Genomic DNA, 16,535 nt, shown 5'->3' on the forward strand with positions numbered 1-16,535 from the left:
AGGTATATGGCGCGCTATTTCCCGGGCTCACTTTCCAATGGTAGAGACGACGAAATAATCTTGCGGGCAAATGTCTTTAGTCAGCTGGGCGACAGCCGCGCTTTGAGACACCGGTAGCGTCGCGCCGCCGAAATTGATCTGGTTACTAAAAAAGGCCGTTCCTCTGCCATGGGGAAGCATAATAGCGCTTTTGCCTCTTACAATAGTGACGACAGTACCTTCCGGCCAAAGCAGTGTGATTGGTCCTGCGGACGTATTTGCAACTATACAATTCCCGTCAGTCTCCAACCGTCCTTTCATGTCCGCCAACAGATATATTTCCGATGGATTGGCTATCGTGTCATATGGGTTGATAGCGAGGTGCGCGTCTTTCAATTTTTGGAAATTGCCTGTGGTGGAACAAGCCGCCAATCCGAAAACCAAGGCTGATGTTGTCAAAAAGCGCATATGCCACATATACTGGTCTCCAGATCAATTCTGTTCCCTCTGCTATACATCAAATGGATCACAAAACTATTCTTTCGAATATACTAAAGCCCACGCGCAAAACCGCTTTCCTACAGCATCAGCGAGATGGTATACGGCGGCGATGATCGCTTCACTTTTCTGCTTAGTATCGCATGTGCCGTCGACGGCGATATGGCCGTGTCTTTGTTTCCGCGAGCATAACGGTTCATCGGCGCAGGTACTCGGCTCAACCGAATTTCAACCCTCAGTTGCGTATAATTTGTATAATTTTCAACGAAGAAATCGTTTGAATTTTCAGCTGTGACTCTGAAGCCGCTGGCAACCGTCGTTAAGCGGTTTGCGTGCCATCTGGCAACGCGGCGGAAAACTCGCTTTCCGCAAGATCAATCAGATGCCGGTCATCTTCGTTCCACGGATGGAATCCGGGCAGGAAGAATTTTATCCACGGCACGATGATCTTCCGCGCCACGCCGGGCGTGACTAACAGGAAGCGGAGCAGCGTCATGTTGGTGCGGAAACCGGTAAAGCCATCCTGAGCCAGCAAGTCGAGCGTGTCACTATAGCGGTTGGTCCAGAAATTCCGGGTAATGACCAGCATCAAGAGCGACTTGACTTTCCAGCGCTGCCAGCGGGACCAGTCACGGGTCGCATAGAGCCAGGTGTCATAGGCGACGCCCTTATGCTCGATTTCTTCGAGAGCGTGCCAGCGCCACAGGTCCGCGGTTTCCTTGTCGGCCTTGGCAAAATGTTGCGGGTTGGCGATAAATTGCTGGGCCATGATCGCGGTGAAATGTTCAAGGATCATCGTCGCACCAAGATTGGCTATCGCAGGCCTTCCTTTGGTCATTTCCAGCGACTCGATGACGCGTTGTTCGATACGGCTCGTATCATAGCCCGCTTCCTCGACCCGGCGGTTCAACGCGACATGTTCGCGGGTGTGGATGATTTCCTGCTTCACAAACGCGCGGATTTCTTTTTGCAGTTTTTCAGGGGTGACGTCGCGAAAGGCTTTGACGCTTTCAATGAAAAACGCCTCGCCGCGCGGGAAAGTAAGGGACAGCGCGTTATAAAAGGCCGTCGCAACGGGATCGTTGTTCAGCCACCATCGGCCAGGCTGATGTCCTTCATCACGGCCAAAGCGGCGGTCACGCGGCGTGATCTGATGATCTTTCGGCGTGGGCGTATCAATTGTTTCCGGTTCCGCTTGCAGGCTGCTATGGATGTTCATAGGGGCATATTCTTTAAAGTTAGCTTTTACGCAAAAATTGTTTAACTTGCAGCATAGATATTAGGGTTACTTACATAGATGTCAATAGCTAAACGACGCCTCTCTCCTGAAGAAAGCCGCGGCATGGCCTTGGCTGCCGCGCGGGATTTGCTGATCGAGGCTGGACCGCAAGCGGTGACGCTTAAAGCCGTGGCCTCGCGGATTGGCCGGACGCATGCCAATCTTCTTCATCATTTCGGGTCCGCTTCAGGGTTACAGAAATCGCTCGCGCAATATCTGACGGATCAGGTTTGCGGGTCCATCGCGCAGGCGGTGCTGAAGTCGCGCACGGGCGAAGGTACTGTACGTGACATTGTTGACCTCACATTTGATGCCTTTGACAAACAGGGCGCGGGGGCCTTGTCATCCTGGATGTTGCTGACCGGCAATGAAGATGCGCTTGATCCGATTGTCGATGCGATCCATGCCTTGGTCGATGAACTGGGCGATGGCGGTCATGAAGATCGGGAAATGCATGAGGATACTTTGACGCTGGTGCTCATGGCGCTGGGGGACGCGTTGATCGGCGAGCGGCTTGCCGACTCGCTCGATTTGCCGCGCCATAGCGCCCGTGATCTGGCGGAAACCCATTTGGAGCATGCGCTCGACCGCTGGAAAAAGGAACATCCCGCCTGAATTTGGTCCATTTCCTGTCCGAAACGGCGCAGGTTTCTGCATCTTTTTAGCTTTTCGTTTCATAATCTCTTCCACAAGATATTTTTTGGATGTGGAGCTGCGACATGGAACAGAATCCCAATGCCATCGGCGATGCCCGGACATTGCACCCCGACGATCCCGCGCTTCATCTTGTTGGAGACAGCGCGGCGATCGAAGAAGTCCGGAGCTTGATCCGCTATGCTGCTGCGACGACGATACCCGTCATGATTACCGGGCCGTCGGGCTGCGGAAAGGAAGTGGTAGCCAAAGCGCTGCACCGTTGCTCAGCGCGGTCGGGTGAGAAATTTATCGGCGTAAATTGCGGTGCCATTCCGCGTGATTTGTTGGAATCAGAGCTATTTGGTCACGAAAAAGGCAGCTTCACCGGCGCCATTGCCCAGCGCAAGGGCCAGTTTGAAGATGCGAGCAATGGCACCCTATTTCTGGATGAAATTGGCGACATGCCCTTCGACATGCAGGTCAAATTGCTGCGGGTGCTTGAGGAAAAGCAGATTGAACGGATTGGCGGCGCAGAATCAATTGCCATCGATACCCGGATCATATCGGCCACCCATCAAAATCTTGATCAAGCCATCGCCGACAAGCGCTTTCGTGAAGATCTATTCTATCGCCTTTCCGTCTTTCCAATCGATATTCCTGCGCTGAAGGATCGCCGTGACGATATTGCGCCTCTGATTCGGCATTTCATCGCGCAAATTGGCAGTGAAGAGATCTATTTTTCCACCGAAGCCATGGACTTGCTGGAAAATTACGCCTGGCCCGGCAATGCGCGTGAGCTGCGTAACATTGTCGAGCGAGCGGTCGTGCTCTTTCCCGGTGTGATGATATCGGCCAGTCAGCTATCCTCGCTTTTTCGTCGCCGGGCGTCCAACGCCCCGACCCATCACCGCTATGCGCTGCCATCAAGCTATGCGGGCGGAGCGGAGGTGAAACCTTTCAAGACGATAGACGATGATAGCGGCTTTGATCGCGGCACATTGGGTGACGGTTTTGACCTGAAAAAACATCTCATGCAGGAGGAGCGCAAATATCTGTTATCTGCGCTCAGGATGGCGGAAGGCGTAGTGGCGGAGGCGGCACATCTGGTCAGCCTCCGCCGGACCACTTTTGTCGAGAAAATGCGGCGCCATAAAATCGTTCGGAAAATGGCGATGACGGACCACCGGTCGGAACTAGTCCGCCGCGAATAATTGGTCATCATCGGCAAAGGCCTTGAACTCCAGAGCATTGCCGCTGGGGTCCATAAAAAACATCGTGGCCTGCTCCCCGATTTCACCGCGGAAACGAACCGTGGGTGCGATGACAAATGCGGTGCCTCGCTGTTCCAGCCGTTCAGCCAATGCTTGCCATTGGGTGGTCGTCAGAACCACTCCAAAATGCGGGACCGGAACATCCTCGCCGTCCACTGGATTGGTGGTCGCTGGTGGTTTTGCGTTGGTATCAAGATGCGCGACAATCTGATGACCATAGAGATTGAAATCAATCCAGTGGCTGCTGCTCCGACCCTCTGCACAGCCCAGCAAGTCGCCGTAAAATTCCCGCGCAGCCGCGAGGTCATGGACGGGAAAAGCGAGATGGAAAGGGCGGTGTTCAATGTTCAAAATTCTGTCCCTTTTTTTCCGGCGCAGCCAGCGCGAAACAATGATCAATATCCAGTTTCGCTCGCTTGCCTTGGTTTTGTTCCAATGCTTTCACTTCCTCGCGGGTCTGGGTAAGGATGATATCGCTTTCAGAACCACTTTTGCCTTCGCCGCGCATCTTTTCGCGGGCACGGCTGTCGAGGACAAAGGCCAATGTCTTCAGATCTTGGGCGGTTTTCGACAATTTCTCTCGGGCATAGACGGTTTCATAAGCCAGCTGCAGCATCGCAGCGCACTGGTTTAATGTCGGCTTCGGTTTCGGCGCCACTTCGGTATCAAGAAGCGGCAGACATTTTTCCATTCCTTCGGCGACAACTTGTTCCGGTTCCGCAACTTTCTTCACCATGGCTTGCTGCGCGGCCACCGCTTTCAAAATCGCATCGCGCACCTGCTCCCGGGACTGTCCGGTCTCAGCCATAACCCGCTCGCCTACTTGCCCGGCATAGGTCCGCCCGCGCTCGCTCAGCAAAGGATAGGTCAGGGCACTTTCGATGCCGCGCTCCTGTTCCGACGCTACAATCGCGAGAATCGCGACACAAGACAGATCGCGTTTATGAATGTCCGTGAAGGCTGTGACCGCCGGTTCGTTAATGGCGGGCGCGGGCTGTAACAGCGCTAGCAATATTAACATGAGTTTTTCCATGATCGCTGTATAGCGGTGCGAGGCCGCTCGCGGCAAATGCCAATTGTCGATCAATGCTTTCCTACAAACCTGCCATCATGATATTCAGCCAATCATGACGGCACCTTATTTTCCAAAATCCGATGTGCCTGAGATTCTCAAAAAGGAAACCGCGACGCTTTTTCTGGTTCATTCTATGTAGAAGCCGTCTAAACTGTCAGGTTCGAAGCCTTCAATCTGAACAAAATGGATTTTGGTAATTAATGTTTGAACCTGTCCAACCAAAGCGGCAAAAGCCGTCCGTGAAATTTCTCATCAACCTGCCCCGCCAATATCCGTTCTGGTTGTCGCTCATGGCGGGCGCAATATCGGCGACCGGCTTCGCCCCGCTTGGGCTATGGCCGGTAAGCCTGCTTGCGCTAGCCTTATGGATTGCCATTGTTGATCGCCTGGGGAGTCGCAAATCCGTTTTCTTTTCTGGCTGGTTATTTGGCCTGGGACATTTCGTTGTCGGGCTGAACTGGATCGCCAAGGCGTTCACCTTTCAGGCCGCGATGCCGGAATGGCTGGGCTATATTGCGGTGGTTTTGCTGTCCCTCTATCTGGCGGTCTATCCGGCATTAACGGCGCTGGGCGCGTGGCTTTTGGCAAGGGGACGGCGCTTAGCATTTGTTTTGGCTTTTGCAGGATTCTGGATCATCACGGAATGGCTGCGCAGCTGGGTATTTAGCGGATTCATCTGGAATCCACTGGGTGTAATCGCAGTTGACGCCGGACTCGCTTTGAGTGCTCGTTCCATAGGAACCTATGGGCTTTCCGGATTGACAATCGGTGTTGCCGGTCTTGTGGGCTCGGCGGTTATTGGGATGCTCACCCTGCAGTGGCGGCTGATCGTTCGCCGGGTATTCGATCTTGCGATTGTCGCCTTGGGTGCCGGTATATTGTTCCTGATCGGTAGCCGGGAAGACCTGTGGAACGGGGATGTGATGGATTTTGGCGCAATCGCCATTTGTAAAGAAGGTTGGGCTGAAAATTGCGGACCGCCCAATATCACGGTCGTCCAGCCCAATATCGGGCAGCAGGATAAATGGCAGGCCGGATATGAAGAGCTGAACCTCGGCAAACTGGCTGGATTGACCGTGCGCAAGGATGACACGCCGCGCTTGGTATTCTGGCCGGAAGCCGCGATCCCGGATTATCTCGAAACCGGCTATCCGCAGCGCTATTATTACGGCCGCCCGCCACAGATGGTGCGAGCACAGCTTGCTGGTCTTATGAAGCCCGGCGATGTTCTTGTGCTCGGCGGGCTGAAACTGGAATTTGACGACGCCAGCGCCCCTGATGAGAGGCGCGCCATCGGAGCCCGTAACAGTGTCTTTGCGATGGACTCAGAGCGCGAACTGCTCGGTCGGTACGATAAGAGTCATTTGGTGCCCTATGGCGAGTATCTTCCAATGCGGCCGCTGTTATCTGCTCTTGGTTTGTCACGGCTGGCACCGGGGGATTTCGATTTCTGGCCGGGTCCGGGCCCACGCTCGCTGGATCTCGGCGCATTTGGCAAGGCAGGCTTGCAAGTCTGTTACGAGATTATCTTCTCTGGCCAAGTTGTTGACCGGGACAATCGTCCCGATTTCATTTTCAACCCATCCAATGATGCGTGGTTTGGCGCTTGGGGACCGCCACAGCATCTTGCGCAAGCGCAAATGCGTGCGATTGAAGAGGGGTTACCGGTCATCCGTTCCACCCCGACCGGCATATCAGCGGTCATCACGAGCAGGGGCAAGGTGGTAGAAAGCATTCCCATGGGGCAGGCAGGCCGGATCGACACAATATTGCCGTCTCCCGAAAAGCCGACATTATTCTCTCTATACGGCAACGTCCTATCGCTCGGGTTTGCGTTCTTTTTGCTGATCTGTGCCATTGCAATCCGGCTTCGTGCTCGCTAAGAAGCGCATATAAACCTTTCTTTATATCCAAAATAACGCGCCCCCAAGCGACCAAATAGTAGGAAAAGTCATGCGCTCAGAATTTATCTTCACGTCCGAATCCGTATCCGAAGGTCATCCTGATAAGGTTTCTGACCAGATTTCGGACGCGATTGTTGATTTGTTTCTATCCAAAGACCCGGAAGCGCGAGTTGCCTGTGAAACCCTGACAACCACAGATCGCGTTATTTTGGCTGGCGAAGTGCGCGGCAAGGGCATGATTGATACCGATGGCAATTGGGCTCCGGGCGCACAGGAAGAAATCCAGACAGTTGTGCGGGATACGGTCAAGAAAATCGGTTATGAACAAGACGGTTTCCATTGGCAGAATCTGACCTTTGAAAACCACCTTCATCCGCAATCCGCCCATATCGCACAAGGCGTCGATGAAAGCGGTAACAAGGATGAAGGCGCCGGTGACCAGGGCATTATGTTCGGATATGCCAGCGATGAAACACCGGATTTAATGCCAGCGACTTTGCAATATTCGCATCAGATATTGAAGCAAATGGCCGCCGATCGTCACAGCGGCAAGGCACCGTTTCTGGAGCCGGATAGCAAGAGTCAGGTCACATTGCGCTATGTCAATGAAGTGCCGGTGGAAGCGACGGCACTGGTCGTATCGACCCAGCATGCGCCTGGCTATTTCAAAGATAGCGACAATCCAGAGCTTTATGAAGAATTGCGCGACTATGTGATGGGCGTATTCCATTCGGTGCTGCCGGATGATTTTATCACAGACAATACGGTGATTCACGTGAACCCGACCGGGCGCTTTGAAATTGGCGGACCAGATGGGGATGCGGGTTTGACCGGCCGAAAGATCATTGTGGATACCTATGGTGGGGCAAGCCCGCATGGCGGCGGTGCTTTCTCGGGCAAAGACCCGACCAAAGTGGATCGGTCTGCGGCTTATATCACGCGCTATCTCGCTAAAAATATCGTTGCGGCCGGTCTCGCCAAGCGCTGCGCGATCCAGCTTTCCTACGCCATTGGCGTGGCCGAGCCTTTGTCGATCAATGTCGATCTGCACGGCACCGGAACGGTGAGCGAAGAAAAGCTGGAGGAAATCCTGCCGAAACTGGTGCGCTTGACCCCAAAGGGCATTCGCACCCATCTCGGCCTCAACAAACCGATATACAGCCCGACCGCTGCTTACGGACATTTTGGGCGCGAGGCGGATGGCGATCTTTTTACTTGGGAAAAAACGGATTTGGTGGACGCTCTAAAAGCTGCTATTTAAATCAGTCTACGAGTGCTAACCGCGCCGGATGACCAGCAAAGATAATCAGGATCCGACCACCATCCGTCAACTTTATGGCCGGCGGCAGGGCCATGCGCTCAGGGACCAGCAAGTCGAGCTGGTCGAAAAGCTGCTGCCGCAGATTAGCGTGCCGACCGAGGGAGCAGTATCCTCGTCGGAGCTATTTGGCGACAATCGGCCTCTCCATTTCGAAATTGGCTTTGGTGCCGGCGAGCATATGGCGGCGCGGGCGGATATGCTGCCTGATCACGGGTTTATCGGCTGTGAGCCCTATCTCAATGGAATGGTCGGCGCGCTGCAGCATGTGAGAGAGGGCGTTCTGCCCAATATTCGCCTTTACATGGGCAACGCACTGGATGTGCTGGAACGGATACCAGATGGCGCTTTGAGCTTCGTCTATCTTTTGCATCCCGACCCGTGGCCCAAAGCCAGGCACGCAAAGCGGCGGTTCATGAACCATGGACCAGTTGACCTGATCGCGGCCAAGCTGAAGCCTGGTGGCGAATTCCGGTTCGGCACGGATCACCCGGTCTATCTGGAATGGGCGATGATGATCATGAACCAGCGCAGCGAATTTAACTGGCTGTGCGATAGTCCGAAAAGCTGGATGGTCCGTCCAGGTGGTTGGCCAGAAACGCGTTACGAAGCCAAGGCCCGGAAACAGGGGCATGAAGTCTGGTATTTTCGCTACCAGCGTAAGTGAGCGATTCCGGCAAATTTTATTAACGTAGTTTTACTGCGACTTATACTTGAATCGCCTTGTAAACAAGCAGTTAACCGTAAATTTATTCATTGCCATAGGTATTTTGTTAACCCTCCTAATCTAGAGATTGCTTAACCAAAAAACTGGTCGCACAGCTATTGGATTCCAGGAGGCCTCACACAGAAATGGGCGACGTTCCATCAAGCCAAGATTCCGCGATTGCGGATGCAACCATAGTGGGTAGTGCCACGCCTGCTGATCTGCATATTCAGTCGCGTAACCGGCATTTCTCCACTGCGGTGATTGAGCGCCGCCGCTGGGTCGGTGGCGATCCTTATGCGTCGGCTTTCTTCAACGCATTGTCGGTCACTTTTCCCAAAGGTGAAACCTTTTTCATGAAGGTGTTGAAGCAATATCGCGATGAGGTTCCGGAAAAGCTTGCCCGCGAAATTCGTGGTTTTGTGCAGCAGGAGGCGGTGCATAGCCGAGAACATCTTTTTTTCAACAAACAGATTGAGCAAACCGATTTCGACCTCACTCGGCTTGAACAGGCGCTGACCGATGTGATCGATAAGATAGGGAACATGCCGCTCATCAGACAGCTTGTCGCGACAACATGTTTGGAACATCTCACAGCAATCATGGCCGCCGAATTTATTGAAAATCCTGCTCATTTCCGCGATGCGGATGAAGAGCAGCGCAAGATGTGGCTTTGGCACGCATCGGAAGAAGTTGAGCACAAGGGTGTTGCTTATGATACCTGGTTGCATGCCACGAGGGATTGGAGCCCAATGAAACGATGGATCACGCAGTCAGCGTTCATGATCCGTATCTCGCTGGGGTTCGCGAAAAACCGCACGAAGGGCATTTTTGATTTGTTGAAGCAGGACGGCATCTCCGGTCCACGCGCATGGTTCGGTTTTGCGCATTATGCTTTGGTCAGTCCGGCCCCGTTTCGTCGCACGCTGGGCCCTTGGTTCCTGTTCTTCCTTCCAGGCTTTCATCCCTGGAACAAAGATGATCGCGGTCTTATTCAATTGGCCGAAAGTGAATATGAGGCGGCGATTATGGACAGTCCTGAGGCACCGGAAAATATCACTGCGACGGGCGCCACAATGGGTGAGCGCCGCAAAAAGAAGCGCCTACCCAAAGTGGCCTAAGCCGCTAGCGGTCGCACGACGTCGCATTCCATATCGTTTTCCAGAGATAGTTCGAATTCAACTGCTGCGACAGAACAACTGCGTCCTTTGCTGAACCGCGGTTGTGTCCGCCCGGTGCGACGAAAACCTAATTTGGTCAACACGTTCCCGGAAGCTGGATTGTCGATGAAATGGCTGGCGACAATCTGGCGGTACCCCAGCGCTTTGGCTGTTTGCAATGCAGCGCGGGCGGCTTCCGTAGCATAGCCTAGACCCCAATGGTCGCGGCCAATCCAATAGCCGAGTTCGACACTACCGTCTGGCATCATATCAATACCGCAAGTCCCAACCAAGCAAGGGGCACCAGCCGTCCGCCGGTAAATCAACCAGCGCGGGCTCTTGGGATCATGGGGAAGCGAAAGAAAGTCTTCCGCATCATCCCGGCTATAGGGCCAAGGCGCACTCGCAAGATTACGGACAATGGCTTCATCATTAATCGCATCATGCAACGCTTCGGCATCTTCGGGCCAACCTGGCCGCAACAATAATCTTGGTGTTCTTGCAAACATTGGGACTCTCCGTTGTTTTGGCCGTTTCGCGACCAAAAAGTCAAAATTTAACCGTCCCTGCTTTGGTTTGACCGGCTCCTACTATGGGCGGATGACAAGGCAGTGACATTTTCGACAGGGAGAGACAAAAAAAGGGAGAGGGGGTGACCCTCTCCCTTGAATTTGGAAGTTCTTTCGAACCATCCAGGTCATCCCTCAAAGGACAACCCGTTATCGATTGTCCGGTTATTCGGCGGCTTCCGCCATGGCGTCAACGGACACATATTTGCGGCCGAGCTTGCCCTTGTGGAATTCCACTTTGCCATCAATGAGCGCAAATAGGGTGTGGTCCTTGCCCATACCGACATTGCGACCCGGATGGGTCTTGGTTCCGCGTTGGCGGATGATAATGTTGCCAGCTACAACAGCTTCGCTGCCGTATTTTTTGACGCCTAAACGGCGGCCTTCTGAATCACGGCCGTTACGCGATGAACCGCCTGCTTTCTTATGTGCCATGGTTTAGTCCTTCTTCTTCGCAGCCGGCTTTTTAGCGGCTGGCTTCTTGGCCGGAGCTTTTTTCGCCGCGGCTGGTTTTGCTTCTGTTTTAGCAGCGGCCTTTTTAGCAGCTGGCTTTGCAGCAGCTTTCTTGGCCGGAGCCTTTTTGGCCGTTTCCTTTTTAGCAGGTGCTGCTTTTTTCTCAGCCGCCGGCTTGTCTTCAGCAGGCTTGGCAGCTTCTTTCTTGGGCGCCGCTTTTTTCGCAGCTTTCTGATCACCAATGGCGCTGATCTTCAGCACAGTGTGCTGCTGACGATGGCCATTTTTACGGCGATAGTTATGCCGGCGGCGTTTCTTGAAGATAATGATCTTCTCGCCTTTTTCCTGCGCAACAATTTCAGCAGCCACGGTCAGACCTTTGACGTCTTTCATGTCTGCGCCTTCACCGGCCAGCAAAACATCATCCAAGGTTACCGAATCACCTGCTTCACCAGCAAGTTTTTCGACTGCGATTATATCTCCTGCGGCAACACGATATTGTTTACCGCCGGTGCGCACTATTGCGAACATGGCATTTTTCCGTTTCAATCTTGTGGTTCCAGCGCGCAAGCAAGGAAACGCGAGTCTCTCGGCTCACGCTGGAAAGAGTGCGCAGCTACTAGATGGACATGGCTGTGTCAACCAGTCTTGGCCGATTTTTTGGCCAAAATTCTGTGTCCGCACCGTCGTGTCGTGACAGCAATGCAGGCGGATTGCAAAGACCATTGCCGCAGCAATCACCGCAGCCTAAAGATGTTTTTATGAAATTATCCACCTTTTTGGTTCCCGCCCTTGGCTTGTCACTATCCGCATGCGCTATGCAATCGGGCGATTTTCCGTCGCTTTCCAAGCGCGCTTATGAGGATGGCACCGCAATAGACGAGCCGGTTGCACCGTCCGCTCAGGAAATAGACGCGCTACCCGCTGCGCTTAAAAAGGCCGTGGATGCAGCCGTGCGGCAAAGCAATGCGGCTCATCAAGTTTTCTTGGCTGATCTCCCTAAAGTGAAGCAAACTATATCGGCAGCGCGTGGCGCATCACCGTCAAGCGAATCATGGGTAGTGGCTCAGATGCAGCTTTCATCACTGGAAATGGACCGCAGTCCGTCCATATCAGCGCTGGCGGATATCGATTCGCTCTATATGCAAAGGCTCGATCAAGAATTTGCCGGTGAAGAAAAAGGGGCGGCAGCGTTGATAGCAAAATCGCGTCAGCAGATTGAAGCGCAAGTTTCATTGCAACAAGACGAGATCGAAAAATTGAAATCGCGTATCCGCTAAATTTGCAGTCTAATTTGACGCTGCCTCGACCGCCGCTTTATGGGCCTTGGCATTTTCAACATAGTGGGAAACACCCAACCGCATACCTTCGATTGCTTGCTCAGTTAGGTCGCGCATATATTTTGCTGGTGATCCCGCCCAGAGCTGTCCTGTCGGGATTCGTTTATTGGGCGTCAGCGTCGCGCCAGCGGCGAGCATCCCGTCGCCTTCAATGACACAGCCATCCATGACCGTGGTGCTCAAACCGACGAAGGCGCGGTCTTCCAGCGTGCAACCATGGAGCATGACCATATGACCAACCAACACGTCTTCACCAATAATGGTTGGATAACCATAGGGGGTGAACGAGGTTGGACTGTCACAGTGAACGGTTGTTCCGTCCTGGATGTTGCTGCGGGCTCCGATCGTGATTTTGTTCACATCTGCGCGGATCACGCAATTATACCAGATGCTTGCCTCTGGACCGACTTCGACATCGCCAATGATCTTGCAACCCGGGGCAATGAAAGCCGATTCATGAATTTTCGGCGTTTTGCCATTAAACGGCAGGATAAGCGGATCGGTCATTTGGATGTTTCCTTACGATAAGTGACATGGCGCAACAGATCGCTCTGTGGATCGACTTTCGGATGGTCGAAATCAAGTTCTGGCAAATGTTTCATATTCAAGCGTTCCATAACCGCTCTGCTGCGATTATTATTTTCGCTGGTAATGGCCCAAACTTGTTCATCCGGGAATGTTGCTGCAGCCCATTCGCAGCATTTTTGGGCTGCCTCGGTCACGTAGCCATTGCCCCATTGCGCAAAAGCCATCCTCCAACCGATTTCCAGCTTGTCATGTACAGGCGTTTCTTCACCACCTCTTATGATGCCGCACCAACCAATCAATTTTTTGTCCGCTTTTGTTTCCAACGCCCAAAAACAATGGCCATTTTCTTTCTGATAATCTTGCTGCCAGGAGATAAGGTCGGCGACTTGCTTGCGTGTCATGATGGGCCCCAGCGTTCTTCTAACCTTGGGATCGCTGTTGATGGCATGGAAGATATCGAGATCATTCGCCCGCCATCCACGTAAGATTAATCGGTCTGTTTCCAATTGAAATTCAGCCATGGAGAAGTGGATCGATCATGTGTCGGGTTTCCAGTCTTTGGCTTCGATCCGATAGACGATCGTCGGGTTTAATTCTTCGCCATAATTAGGGTCGTGAAAGTCCAGTTCCGGCCGGTGTATCATGCCCAGCCTTTTCATAAGGCCCAAAGATGATTCATTGCCGGAAACGGTGAGCGCGACAACAAAGGGGGCTTTGTGTCGTGTAAAAGCAGCGCTCATCGCAGCGGTCGCTGCCTCCCGGGCATAGCCTTGTCCCCAGACGTCCTCTCGCAGCCGCCAACCAATTTCAAAGGCTCCGGTTAATTTCGGCTGCGGCGCGTTGACGCGCTTCAGTCCGCAGAAACCCAGCAGAGCATCATCGGACTTGCGTTCGACGATCCAAAATGTGTGCCCAAAGTCACGGTCGTAGCCTCTGATCCTCTCAACCGCTTCCAGAAATTTCTCTCGGGATTGCACGCCGCCGAGCCAGCGCGTGACTTTAGGCGTGTTGAGATACGTCATAAATGGTTCGATATCCTCATCCCGCCAATTGCGCAGACGCAGCCGTTCGGTTTCGATAATGATATCAGCCATGGAGGAGCCGAGCCGCATCCGCGGCGAAATAGGTGAGTATACCTGAACAGCCAGCGCGTTTGAAGGCGATCAGCTTTTCCATCATCAAGGCGTCACGGTCGCCAATTCCGGCGGCGGCTCCGGCAGCGACCAGCGCGTATTCGCCGGAAACCTGATAGGCAAAGACTGGCACATTAAACTCAGTCTTTGCGCGGTAGATAATGTCGAGATAGGCGAGGCCGGGTTTGACCATCACGCTGTCAGCCCCTTCGGCAATATCAAGCGCGATTTCGCGCATCGCTTCATCGCTGTTGGCGGCGTCCATCTGATAGCTTTTCTTGTCGCCTTTCAGGGTGCCGCTAGAACCAACAGCATCACGGAAGGGTCCGTAAAAGGCGCTGGCATATTTGGCGGCATAAGACATGATTTGCACATTATGATGGTTTGCTAATTCCAGCGTGTCGCGAATAGCACCGACCCGCCCGTCCATCATGTCAGAGGGTGCAATGATATCCGCACCAGCATTGGCTTGATTAAGCGCCTGCTTGGTCAGCATATCGAGCGTTCGGTCGTTCTCGACATAGCCATCGGCGTCAATCAAGCCGTCCTGGCCATGGGCTGTATAGGGGTCGAGCGCTACATCTGTGAGCACACCAATGTCGTCGCCCAAAGCATCTTTTATCGCCTTGGTTGCGCGGCACATCAGATTGTCCACGTTGAGCGCTTCTGCGCCATCGTCGCTGCGCTTATCTGTTGGCGTGTTGGGGAATAAAGCAACGCAAGGAATGCCAAGGTCGCGGGCCTCTTTAGCGCGCTCGACAATAAGGTCCACTGACCATCGCGAAACACCAGGTAGTGAAGCAATCGGCTCTTCAACTTCGTCCCCATCGGAAATGAACAGGGGCCAGATCAGATCGGCCGGCGTTAAAATATTTTCGCGAACCATCGCTCTGCTCCAGGCAGAAGTGCGAGTGCGGCGCAGACGGGTGCGGGGGAAAGCCGGAGTTTGGGTCATAGACCTCAATATAGAGCGGTACGACTATAGGGCAATTGAAATAGCATTTTGAACAGCTTGCAGCGAAGGATGGTATCTTTTACACCTTTGTAAACTTTTGCGGAGCGCTAGCGGCGATGAACCTGGTTGTCAGACTACTCACCATCATAATCGTTATATTTGCGATCGCCTCCAATCCCTCCAATGCCAAACGGGTCGCGCTGGTTATTGCGAACTCGGACTATCAAAATGCATCGTCTCTGGCCAATCCCGCATCCGATGCGCGGTTGATTGCCGCATCGCTGAAACAATCCGGGTTCGATAATGTTGATGTCAAATATGATCTCAGCAAATCCGCACTGGAATCTGAATTACGGGATTTCGGACAAAGGTCGGACGGCGCGGATGTGTCCTTGGTATATTACGCGGGGCACGGCATTGAAGCAGGCGGTCAAAATTATTTAATCCCTGTTGATGCCGAGCTCCAACGCGACCGGGATCTGGAAATTGAGGCAACCCGGCTCGAAACAGCGCTGTTGATGGTCGAAGGCGGCCGGCTGAAGATCGTTATACTCGATGCCTGCCGAAACAACCCGTTCATTTCAAGCATGCAGCGGACAATGCGTAATCGCTCGGTAGGTCGCGGCCTAGCGCCGATTGAACCGGAAGGCGAAACACTTGTCGTTTATGCCGCTAAGGCCGGTGCAACGGCGGCAGATGGTGATGGAGCGAACAGCCCATTTGCCGAAGCGCTAGCACGGCGGTTGGTCCAGCCTGGGCTGGAAATCAGCCTGTTATTCCGTTCCGTCCGCGACGATGTCCTGCGTAAAACTGGCCGTCAGCAAGAACCTTTCACCTATGGTTCCTTGTCAGGTAACGCATTTTATTTCGTACCTGGCAAAAACCAGACAGCAGTCAGCAATGCTGCGTCCGCGCTTGCTCCATCTGTCAGCGCCGAAACCGGCGAGGCGTTATTTTGGCAAGGGGCGGTAAGCGCGAACAGCGAAAAAGCCTATCGGTCGTATCTCAAACAATATCCACAAGGTCGTTACGCTGGACTAGCGGAAGAAAATATTGCCAGGATCAATGCGCTGCCTGCATCGGTGCCTGGCGTTCAAGGATTCACTATTCCGAGTTTTAGCAACGTTATCGGCCCTGGCGCTGTTGGTTCCGGGTCAAACATTAACGCAGCAACGATCCGCGAATTTGATTTCAAGGCATCGGCGGCAGTGCGCCGTAAGACGTCCGATACATTTATCAAGCAACTGCAAACGAGCGATCCTGCATCTGCACAGGTTTTTGGTTTGTTGCTCGCTTCGCAAGATCTGTTCGCTTTGGTGCAGCGGGAAGCGTTTGATAAATATGGCATGCGCACCAATAATATGGCTGATACTTTTAGTCTATTGATTGGGGTTTTGCATGATGCTGCCAACGGTGTGGTCACCGAAGCCACCACCGCACAAGCCCAAGGACTACGCAATCAGATGGCCAAGTTGTTGATCCTGACACCAGAGCAAATACCGCAAACCGATGCTGGAAAACAGGAATTGAGCGATTTGATGCTGCTGAATTCGTTAGTGCTGGCTACCAGCCTTGATGCTGCCAAAAACAATCCAACACTGATGAAACAGATTTCTGATCGGGTTTCCAACATGACCAAGACCCAGATGGGTGTAGATTTGAAAGCCATGGTGCTGACCGACAATGGTTTTCAACCACGCAGTCAGTAAATATTGATCTTTGCAAGGCAAG

General features: G+C 53.2%; 19 protein-coding genes. 8 read left to right on the plus strand and 11 right to left on the minus strand.

Annotation, left to right across the window (positions count from 1 at the left end):
- Window positions 1-27: 27 nt before the first annotated feature.
- The gene (locus J4G78_RS12610) at window positions 28-456 is read right to left on the minus strand and encodes a hypothetical protein (protein ID WP_207986890.1); all 429 of its coding nucleotides are present in this window, start codon (window positions 454-456) and stop codon (window positions 28-30) included.
- Between the two features lie 340 nt (window positions 457-796).
- Window positions 797-1,696 carry a metal-dependent hydrolase gene (locus J4G78_RS12615; protein WP_207986891.1) on the minus strand — a complete coding sequence of 300 codons (900 nt, stop codon included), beginning with the start codon at window positions 1,694-1,696 and terminating at the stop codon, window positions 797-799.
- A 78-nt stretch (window positions 1,697-1,774) separates the two neighbouring features.
- Between J4G78_RS12615 and J4G78_RS12620 the strand changes: the two genes are divergently transcribed.
- Together J4G78_RS12620 and J4G78_RS12625 are read left to right on the plus strand one after the other, a co-directional pair.
- Window positions 1,775-2,371: a TetR/AcrR family transcriptional regulator gene (locus J4G78_RS12620; protein ID WP_207986892.1), complete on the plus strand. Its 597-nt coding sequence runs from the start codon at window positions 1,775-1,777 to the stop codon at window positions 2,369-2,371.
- 104 nt (window positions 2,372-2,475) lie between these two features.
- The gene (locus tag J4G78_RS12625) at window positions 2,476-3,603 is read left to right on the plus strand and encodes a sigma-54 interaction domain-containing protein (protein ID WP_207986893.1); all 1,128 of its coding nucleotides are present in this window, start codon (window positions 2,476-2,478) and stop codon (window positions 3,601-3,603) included.
- Here the strand turns inward: J4G78_RS12625 and J4G78_RS12630 are convergent.
- Complete coding sequence (locus J4G78_RS12630; RefSeq protein ID WP_207990696.1) at window positions 3,586-4,008, minus strand: VOC family protein; 423 nt, start codon at window positions 4,006-4,008, stop codon at window positions 3,586-3,588. The genes J4G78_RS12625 and J4G78_RS12630 overlap by 18 nt on opposite strands.
- On the minus strand, window positions 4,004-4,750 hold the full coding sequence (locus tag J4G78_RS12635) for a hypothetical protein (protein WP_207986894.1): 747 nt from the start codon (window positions 4,748-4,750) through the stop codon (window positions 4,004-4,006). Before J4G78_RS12635 ends, J4G78_RS12630 begins: the two co-directional genes overlap by 5 nt.
- 188 nt (window positions 4,751-4,938) lie before the next feature.
- Here J4G78_RS12635 and lnt point away from each other — a divergent pair, with 188 nt between their 5' ends.
- The 4 genes from lnt to J4G78_RS12655 all read left to right on the plus strand — a co-directional run bounded on the left by lnt (window position 4,939) and on the right by J4G78_RS12655 (window position 9,787).
- Window positions 4,939-6,621 carry an apolipoprotein N-acyltransferase gene (gene lnt, locus J4G78_RS12640; protein WP_207986895.1) on the plus strand — a complete coding sequence of 561 codons (1,683 nt, stop codon included), beginning with the start codon at window positions 4,939-4,941 and terminating at the stop codon, window positions 6,619-6,621.
- 70 nt (window positions 6,622-6,691) lie between these two features.
- On the plus strand, window positions 6,692-7,903 hold the full coding sequence (gene metK, locus J4G78_RS12645; protein WP_207986896.1) for a methionine adenosyltransferase: 1,212 nt from the start codon (window positions 6,692-6,694) through the stop codon (window positions 7,901-7,903).
- Window positions 7,904-7,931: 28 nt separating this feature from the next.
- Window positions 7,932-8,627 carry a tRNA (guanine(46)-N(7))-methyltransferase TrmB gene (gene trmB, locus J4G78_RS12650; RefSeq protein WP_207986897.1) on the plus strand — a complete coding sequence of 232 codons (696 nt, stop codon included), beginning with the start codon at window positions 7,932-7,934 and terminating at the stop codon, window positions 8,625-8,627.
- Between the two features lie 185 nt (window positions 8,628-8,812).
- Window positions 8,813-9,787 (plus strand): metal-dependent hydrolase, encoded by a 975-nt coding sequence (locus tag J4G78_RS12655; protein ID WP_207986898.1) that lies wholly within the window; start codon window positions 8,813-8,815, stop codon window positions 9,785-9,787.
- Here J4G78_RS12655 and J4G78_RS12660 read toward each other — a convergent pair.
- From J4G78_RS12660 to rplU, 3 genes are all read right to left on the minus strand, one after another.
- Window positions 9,784-10,335: a GNAT family N-acetyltransferase gene (locus J4G78_RS12660; RefSeq protein ID WP_207986899.1), complete on the minus strand. Its 552-nt coding sequence runs from the start codon at window positions 10,333-10,335 to the stop codon at window positions 9,784-9,786. The two genes, J4G78_RS12655 and J4G78_RS12660, sit on opposite strands and share 4 nt — an antisense overlap.
- A 225-nt stretch (window positions 10,336-10,560) precedes the next feature.
- Window positions 10,561-10,830 (minus strand): 50S ribosomal protein L27, encoded by a 270-nt coding sequence (gene rpmA, locus J4G78_RS12665; protein ID WP_108811240.1) that lies wholly within the window; start codon window positions 10,828-10,830, stop codon window positions 10,561-10,563.
- A 3-nt stretch (window positions 10,831-10,833) separates the two neighbouring features.
- Window positions 10,834-11,379: a 50S ribosomal protein L21 gene (rplU, locus tag J4G78_RS12670; RefSeq protein ID WP_207986900.1), complete on the minus strand. Its 546-nt coding sequence runs from the start codon at window positions 11,377-11,379 to the stop codon at window positions 10,834-10,836.
- A 230-nt stretch (window positions 11,380-11,609) separates the two neighbouring features.
- Between rplU and J4G78_RS12675 the strand changes: the two genes are divergently transcribed.
- Entirely contained in the window at window positions 11,610-12,128 is a 519-nt protein-coding gene (locus J4G78_RS12675; protein WP_207986901.1) for a hypothetical protein, read from the plus strand.
- A gap of 9 nt (window positions 12,129-12,137) precedes the next feature.
- Here the strand turns inward: J4G78_RS12675 and J4G78_RS12680 are convergent, their stop codons facing one another.
- From J4G78_RS12680 to hemB, 4 genes are read right to left on the minus strand one after another with little or no spacing between them, the layout of a single operon-like run.
- Entirely contained in the window at window positions 12,138-12,695 is a 558-nt protein-coding gene (locus tag J4G78_RS12680; protein WP_207986902.1) for a gamma carbonic anhydrase family protein, read from the minus strand.
- Window positions 12,692-13,237: a GNAT family N-acetyltransferase gene (locus J4G78_RS12685; protein WP_207986903.1), complete on the minus strand. Its 546-nt coding sequence runs from the start codon at window positions 13,235-13,237 to the stop codon at window positions 12,692-12,694. The genes J4G78_RS12680 and J4G78_RS12685 overlap by 4 nt, the downstream gene beginning before the upstream one ends.
- A gap of 15 nt (window positions 13,238-13,252) precedes the next feature.
- On the minus strand, window positions 13,253-13,810 hold the full coding sequence (locus J4G78_RS12690; protein ID WP_207986904.1) for a GNAT family N-acetyltransferase: 558 nt from the start codon (window positions 13,808-13,810) through the stop codon (window positions 13,253-13,255).
- A complete protein-coding gene (gene hemB / locus J4G78_RS12695; RefSeq protein WP_207986905.1) occupies window positions 13,803-14,804 on the minus strand; it encodes a porphobilinogen synthase in 1,002 nt (333 codons plus the stop codon). The genes J4G78_RS12690 and hemB overlap by 8 nt, the downstream gene beginning before the upstream one ends.
- A gap of 116 nt (window positions 14,805-14,920) precedes the next feature.
- On the opposite strand from hemB, the gene J4G78_RS12700 reads away from it, so the two are divergent.
- Window positions 14,921-16,513, plus strand: coding sequence for a caspase family protein (locus tag J4G78_RS12700; protein WP_207986906.1), 1,593 nt, complete (start codon window positions 14,921-14,923; stop codon window positions 16,511-16,513).
- The last annotated feature ends 22 nt before the right edge of the window (window positions 16,514-16,535 follow it).

The sequence above is a fragment of the Parasphingorhabdus cellanae genome, assembly GCF_017498565.1.
In the GTDB taxonomy this organism is placed as follows: Bacteria; Pseudomonadota; Alphaproteobacteria; order Sphingomonadales; family Sphingomonadaceae; genus Parasphingorhabdus; species Parasphingorhabdus cellanae.